The sequence below is a fragment of the Oleiphilus sp. HI0123 genome (genome assembly GCF_001635315.1).
The window spans coordinates 1-6422 of record NZ_LWGE01001097.1 but is presented as its reverse complement, the minus strand read 5'-3'; the positions used below and the strand labels follow the sequence as shown (position 1 = coordinate 6422).

The 6422-nt window shown below is 42.0% G+C and carries 9 protein-coding genes; 3 read left to right on the top strand and 6 right to left on the bottom strand.

The genetic code is table 11. From position 1 onward, the window contains the following. On the top strand, positions 1-735 hold a 735-nt coding region (locus A3761_RS10855), incomplete at its 5' end, for a helicase-related protein (RefSeq protein WP_197473015.1). A gap of 55 nt (positions 736-790) precedes the next feature. On the opposite strand, the gene A3761_RS10850 is transcribed toward A3761_RS10855, so the two are convergent. The 3 genes from A3761_RS10850 to A3761_RS10840 form a co-directional block, all read right to left on the bottom strand. Then, positions 791-1471 carry a hypothetical protein gene (locus A3761_RS10850; RefSeq protein ID WP_068554282.1) on the bottom strand — a complete coding sequence of 227 codons (681 nt, stop codon included), beginning with the start codon at positions 1469-1471 and terminating at the stop codon, positions 791-793. 264 nt (positions 1472-1735) lie between these two features. Then, on the bottom strand, positions 1736-2284 hold the full coding sequence (locus A3761_RS10845) for a VF530 family DNA-binding protein (RefSeq protein WP_068507412.1): 549 nt from the start codon (positions 2282-2284) through the stop codon (positions 1736-1738). Between the two features lie 90 nt (positions 2285-2374). Beyond that, the gene (locus A3761_RS10840) at positions 2375-3061 is read right to left on the bottom strand and encodes a hypothetical protein (protein ID WP_156491795.1); all 687 of its coding nucleotides are present in this window, start codon (positions 3059-3061) and stop codon (positions 2375-2377) included. A 665-nt stretch (positions 3062-3726) separates the two neighbouring features. Between A3761_RS10840 and A3761_RS10835 the strand changes: the two genes are divergently transcribed. After that, on the top strand, positions 3727-4254 hold the full coding sequence (locus A3761_RS10835; RefSeq protein WP_156490600.1) for a hypothetical protein: 528 nt from the start codon (positions 3727-3729) through the stop codon (positions 4252-4254). Positions 4255-4303: 49 nt separating this feature from the next. On the opposite strand, the gene A3761_RS10830 is transcribed toward A3761_RS10835, so the two are convergent. Next, positions 4304-4798 (bottom strand): hypothetical protein, encoded by a 495-nt coding sequence (locus A3761_RS10830; RefSeq protein ID WP_068554286.1) that lies wholly within the window; start codon positions 4796-4798, stop codon positions 4304-4306. 357 nt (positions 4799-5155) lie between these two features. Between A3761_RS10830 and A3761_RS10825 the strand changes: the two genes are divergently transcribed. Beyond that, positions 5156-5734, top strand: a complete 579-nt coding sequence (locus A3761_RS10825; RefSeq protein ID WP_068507775.1) for a hypothetical protein — start codon at positions 5156-5158, stop codon at positions 5732-5734. On the opposite strand, the gene A3761_RS10820 is transcribed toward A3761_RS10825, so the two are convergent. After that, positions 5731-5997 carry a hypothetical protein gene (locus A3761_RS10820; protein WP_068507777.1) on the bottom strand — a complete coding sequence of 89 codons (267 nt, stop codon included), beginning with the start codon at positions 5995-5997 and terminating at the stop codon, positions 5731-5733. The two genes, A3761_RS10825 and A3761_RS10820, sit on opposite strands and share 4 nt — an antisense overlap. Further along, the coding region (locus A3761_RS10815) for an aminopeptidase (RefSeq protein ID WP_197473014.1) at positions 5998-6422 on the bottom strand (425 nt) is incomplete at its 5' end.

The window sequence follows — 6422 nt, the reverse complement described above, 5'->3', positions numbered from 1 at the left end:
ATTGAGCAACACTTCTATGAACTCCCAGATCAAGATGAGCGAATTGATGCAGTTCATCGTATTCTCATGCAGTATCAACCACCATCAACGGTGATTTTCTGCAATACCAAACGAGAAACCCAAGACCTGGCAGATGCCTTACATGATAGAAACTTCAGCGCCATTGCGATACATGGTGATATGGAACAGCGCGATCGAGACCAAACTCTTGTTAGATTCTCTAATCAAAGCGCCTCAATTCTGGTCGCAACGGATGTCGCGGCCCGCGGTCTCGATATTAAAGATCTAGATGCTGTCATAAACTTTCACATAGCACGCGACTCCGAAGTCCATGTTCATCGCGTTGGCAGAACAGGCCGTGCAGGTAGTAAGGGTTTGGCATTTACACTCTACGCAGAAAAAGAACGCTATCGCATAGATAGATTAGAACAGTACCTGAACAAAGAAATAGTGGCAGAAGCACTTCCTTCAGCAGACGTCCTTGCCAAAAAGCCTTTTTACCCACCAATGAAAACAATTCAAATTGACGGTGGAAAGAAACAGAAAGTCAGACCTGGCGACATATTGGGCGCACTGACAGGCGACAAGACGATAGAAGCAACATCGATAGGCAAGATTAATATCTTTGACTTCTCAGCCTATGTTGCGGTTGAACACAAAGTTAGTCGCAAAGCGCTTGAGAAAATTTCAAAAGGAAAACTAAAAGGTCGAAACTTTAGGGCTCGCTTTATTTAAGGCATTGGGATCAGTGTATAAAACATTTTACACTGATCCCAATTCGTTATAATCGCTAGTGCTTACGTCCGAACCTGTATAAACCTAGTAAGGGGAACAAACTAAAAAACAGTGATGAAGGCTCATTCACTTCTATTGAATCAACTGGCCAGTCTCTATATAACAACCACCCTGTACCTTCGTATGAATCTACAAAACGATTAGCGTTATCGATACGATCGAACTCAGATTTCTTCTCGACTGTCTTTAAGGCCCTATCTTGGCGAGTCATAATGTATCCAGCCCAATCAGGTTTATGAGACTCAAAAAAGACTAGGTCAGTACCACTTCCAGTTGTAAAGGTATCGCCAACTAACTCGTGATAGTCTCGCGTTACATCTCTATCTGTCCAACACCCTTCACTCGAGTAGGCAGTACAAGTGGTCGCCCTATAAGCAGGCAATAGTGCTTCGATAAACAGCTGGGCATCAAGCGAATTGGCAATAGACCAACCTTGGTAAGCACCTTGAGTCAACGCACGCGTTTCTTCCAAAGTATTACCAGTCAGTTCATCCCAGCGTAGCCAATCCCGGTTGTTTCGGCTATCAGAAATAATGCTAGCATTAACATCTGCGTCATAGCTTAGCGAGCCAATAGTCATCGACATCACCAAACCCGACTGGCTCAGCAGAGCAGCCAATATAACGAAGATAAAGAAAGTGTTCGGCACTTTAGTTTGCTTGTTCTTTTGAGACATTAAGATCTTCATATTCTTATTTTCGTATTATTAAAATCCACCACGTCTGGCAAGTGAACTTTCGTGCCACAGGTGGAGGAAAATTCAGCTTGTTATGTGGCAGGCTTGAACAAGGGAGAACGCAGAACAGCAAACTGTTTTTGATAGAAAAAACCGTCTTCCTTAGACTAAAGTTTTACTAATTGAGTTTTAAGAGTCATCCTTTTCAGAAGAGAGTATATCATTCACGCATTTAGCATACGGAGCAATTATGTGACGCGAGTCTTATTCCTTCCACTTAGCCCATGGGTCAGCAGCACCTGAAGAAGGCTTACTCGGCTTCTTAGCGCCTGATTCTTCGTTGTCGCTATTAGGCTTATCTCTTGTCTTTTCAGATCCAGATTTAGTGTAGGGCGAAGCGGTAAACTTCCTGTTTCTCGAAAAGCTATCACCACTACCTCGCCTTTCTGCAGCTTTTCGCTCTCGTTTTTCCCTAAGTTCCTCAGCATCTTCAAGGCTTAGTTCTGCCGGTTCACCAGGAGTTTGTCCGTCNGGAATAATACGGTCGCGAGGAGGCAATTCGAACTGCTCAGGGGAAGCCTTAGGGAGACTTTTAAACTGGTAAAGGTAAAATGCTTCAACTCTTTCACGAGCCCAATCCGTTTTCTTTAAAAACTTAACGCTGGACTCGATACTTGGATTTGTCTTGAAGCAATTCAGATTCAAATATGCGTGCAGGATTTGAAAGCCATAGAAATCAACGATTTCTGTCACAAGCGTCTTTAAACCCAGGCCATGCAAAGGGTTATTCTGGTAGTTAATTTCTTCAGTCATGAGGTGGTTGGGCTCCAAAAAGTAATTCGCAGCATTATACCTTAAAGAAGCAATAGAAGAGTTTGTTTTAAATAACTTTCGAACAAACCACTAAACTAACTCAATCTCTGAGTCGCAGAGATCGACTTCTTCCTCAAGCCCATATTGATTAATAAATTCCTTCACACGCTCAGTCGCATTCTTTCTGCTCATTTTGGGGCACAGGAATAAAGTTGGCTTATCACAGTAACGGTCCAGAAAACGATCAATAAAGCCTTCATCACAATCATCTGACAAAAACAGAATCCATGCAGAAATTCGGTCATAGAACTCATATCGACTTTCAACAAAGGTAGTAGGGTGATTAAAGTGGCGGACATCTACCCGGTATGAACTCAGCTCCTTTCTAATTAAAGCTGAATACATTTTTGAGTCAGAAAATATTCCTAGACTACGCTCACACAGATAGTTTGGCCCAAGATACCGGTCTTCTATACTGAGCTGATTACCCACGATTACTCTCGCGTTATCAGACTGCGCAACAAACATATCAAATAAGTCGATATGAGGATGCTCTTTGAGCTCCTGCTTTTGACTTTCCTCTACCAGCATTTGAGGCAAAGCTTTCACACCTTCCAGATAGAAAGCCTCATCCTTTTCAGTACTTACGTATACAGGCCTATCCGACGATTCAGGTTCCGATAGAGGTTTCCCTGCACGAGTCCGATAAAAAGATGTTTTAGTAGAGTGTGTTTTGACGCTTGACTGCGATAAACCTGAATACACATCCGAATACAAATTGTTCGGCTTTATGTCATATCCTTTTCTAGTGAAAGGTATTGAAGTGCTTCGTTTGGGAGCTTGCCTCTGAGCCCGGTATATTTCAGGGTCAATAAAGCGTAAATCTGGCTTTGGTTTCTTATGTAATTTTAGGCGTTTAAACACTGCGGCGAACCTCCCTATTCCCTGCATGAACTTGTCAATTCCCTTTTATCGGCAGTTCCAATACTGCCTGAAGCGCAGTTTATTCGAATTTTGAACCTAGTCACAATACAAAAACACGAGATAATCCAAATATGTGACACATTACTTCCATCATAAAACCAGATTTCACATTTGTTTGCAGAACCTTAGCTTACTTTTGCGTAATAATGACTAGGCTTTAGTTATGAACATCTATTAACCAATATAGTTTAACTTTAAAGTTTGCAGGCATTATCATGAATATTCACATGTTCGGCAGTAAAAGCATTAAGAGCAAGTCTGACCTTAAGAAAGTCAATATTCCAACGGGCTCATCAGCTCATGCGGAAGATATCTGGTCAACTGGTGAGTAAGATGCCCTGCATATTCCAATTCTAGGCTCTGAAGCGCATCAATCTCAAGACGACAATCACGCCAAACCTGATCTTTTGAACCCTTTTGGCGTATATATTTCGGAAGAAGCAAAAAATGAAGATGTAATGCTATCTTCCATTGAGGAAAGCAAGCCTCCTTTATTAGAGGACGGTTCGATTCTCGATGATATATGCGCCGAAGCTGAACTATTACTTGAAGAGCTTCGGACTCTAGAACCAGAGAAAGCCCTTGAACCAGCAAGCGAGGAAACAGAGAGAACTGAGATCGTCCAAGAAGAAGCGCTAAGCGAAGAATTAATGCACGCACCAATTCCTACACCACTTGTTGAAGAATGCACCGAGAGAGTCGTCGGCGTATACGCATCATTAGAGCTCTATGTTAAAAGCTTATCTAAAGAGCTCGCTCTATATTGTGATGCAGAAATTCATTGTTTTGACTCCAGCATGAACGAAGCACAGCTTCAGGACGACACCCGCATCAATATGTGGATTGTGAATTTATCAGATGATGATGAAAGCGAATTGCTTGACTCAATTCTTGAAGAAAGCGCTGAACACCCTACCCTTTATCTGTCGGGAAGTTTATCAAAGCATTGTAAGAAACGAATCCAGGCTTTCTTGGAAGAGAATTAACACTTAAGACTTTTCTATGTTGACCTTACCGAGCTAGGTAATTAGCTAATCATGACCTGCCGGTAAACTTTGCAATCAAGCGAGCCAGCCAATTTCTGCCACTTCGGTTTGCCAGCTTTTCTGATTCTGCATTAAATTTTTTAACTTCATTAAAAACAATCTGCTGCATTTGAATTGCAGACAATGAAGCACTTCTATGCACCTCATTGCTATGAGCGTAGTCCGCAGACAGGCTGTGTTGTCTGTACATTAATTGCAGAGATTCTGAAGACGAATGTTCAGGCAATTCATTGCTGCCTACCGCTTTCGAGAACACTTCAGCATTATCGTTAAGACTTTCGGTAACACTGTCATCTGAAAGCTCACAGTTTTGTTCCGCTTTCCCAACAGTAGTTTTAGCTCTTTCAATCGTAGTTTCTGCGGCCTCTTCGATGAGTGCTTCATTAAGCAAAGCTAGCGCCCAGCTTTCATCCACCGGTTCTGGCTTCACTGATACCTGGCTCTCACCCGATCTATTGTTACTACTGATGTCTTGTTTCTTCATAATACGTCATCTATACAGTAAACCCTGCGTTGCGGAAAGGCTTTACGAAGCTGACCTGACACGTAAGCACATGAAAAATATATTAAATTTAAGAATGAAGATTAAACACTTTTCATTCCATGACAAACATTTTGAATAATGGAAACCGTGAACTTATTGCAATTTTTTACACTCTAGAAAAGCAATACCTCACACTTCTCAAAAATATATAAGGGTTTTATGTATTCGATAGCGCAGTCTCTATAGAATAAAGAGTTGTTTTCTAACACTACGTGCGTCTGTATGATGCAAACGAGAACCGACTGTCTTCAGAATGATAGAGCCCAGTGCTTATCTATAGTTACAAGGAAGAAACTCATGAGCGCACTTATCCACTTGGCAGAAGTCTTTGTTTTTTTGCTTTTCATCATCACCTTCGTAAGAATTCGCTCACTCTATCGTGATTACCCTCCTCTCAACCATACTAAAAAAATGACACAAACTGACGAGCGTAAACCTTTAGTAGGAAATGCTTCAGCCAGTGTGAAATATGAGGACAAAATGGCTATCCTCAAAGAAGCACAAGTTTTTGCAGGTATGCAGCTTCTACCCCTAAAAAAGCGCTATGGAGATATACATGGCGAAAAGTATGCTTGGTTGAGAAAAGCCTGCGCTTTCTACCTTATAGGGGCAACCCGCGCTATAACGAACACAGGCCAATGTGGCCCAGGCACATACGAAGAAATTACTGGACTGGTAATCAAGTCTTGCTTGAAGACCCCTAACAACGACGTACTCGCTTATCTAAAGAGCGCTTCAAATGACGAGTGGGATAAAGAGCAAAAGGTCTTAGCATTAACTGGAGAGCAAGCAGCAGCTAACTGGGTATCAGGCAAGGCTATCCCTCACCACACTACCCTGGACGAACACTTAAGTCGAAACGGAATTATTGCTTAAATTCCAGTGACTGATAGTGAGATAATTTTCTCGTGCCCCTCACCTACCTGAATCTCTTTGCTGCGGAGGCAAACTTTCTCAACTCGCTCGACGCTCATCTCGACTTGCTTAGCAATACTGTCACTCTGCATGTCTACCGAGGCATCTTTTAGACAGCGAGTAATAACACCTTCGTCCATTTTGAATTTCATCCATAAATACAGCCAGACATGCGCCCAGAGAGAGATAATTATCACCAGTGCCAAAACAATATTCTGTGTCATTTATTGATGCTCTCCAATCGCTTCACTTAAGGACTTCAAATGCGCATGCCGCTGTGACTTATCAAGTTCAGACAAGCGCTCAACCTCCTGATAAAAAGCATCCCAATCCTCACCAAGCCTGTGGTATAAAGCGATAAAACCTGGCACCAAGTCCTGATAGTTCGATAAGGTTGAAAAACCGGCATTGTTAAGTTCATTCACCCAGCGGTCATAGCGACTATCCCAAGCATGCTTCTGCTTTAGAGATTGAAAGGAGAGTTTCATTTCCTTCAGCAGCTTATCTTTCTCTTTACGTTTTTTTTCTACGCTCCATGAGTCGTCCTGGTAGACATCATGAAGTTTATCTTTGTAGCTCAAAACAAAGCTCATTAACTTCTTTTGCTCTGCTTTTGCTTGCTGATATTCTTGATATTTATGTGTTTGAC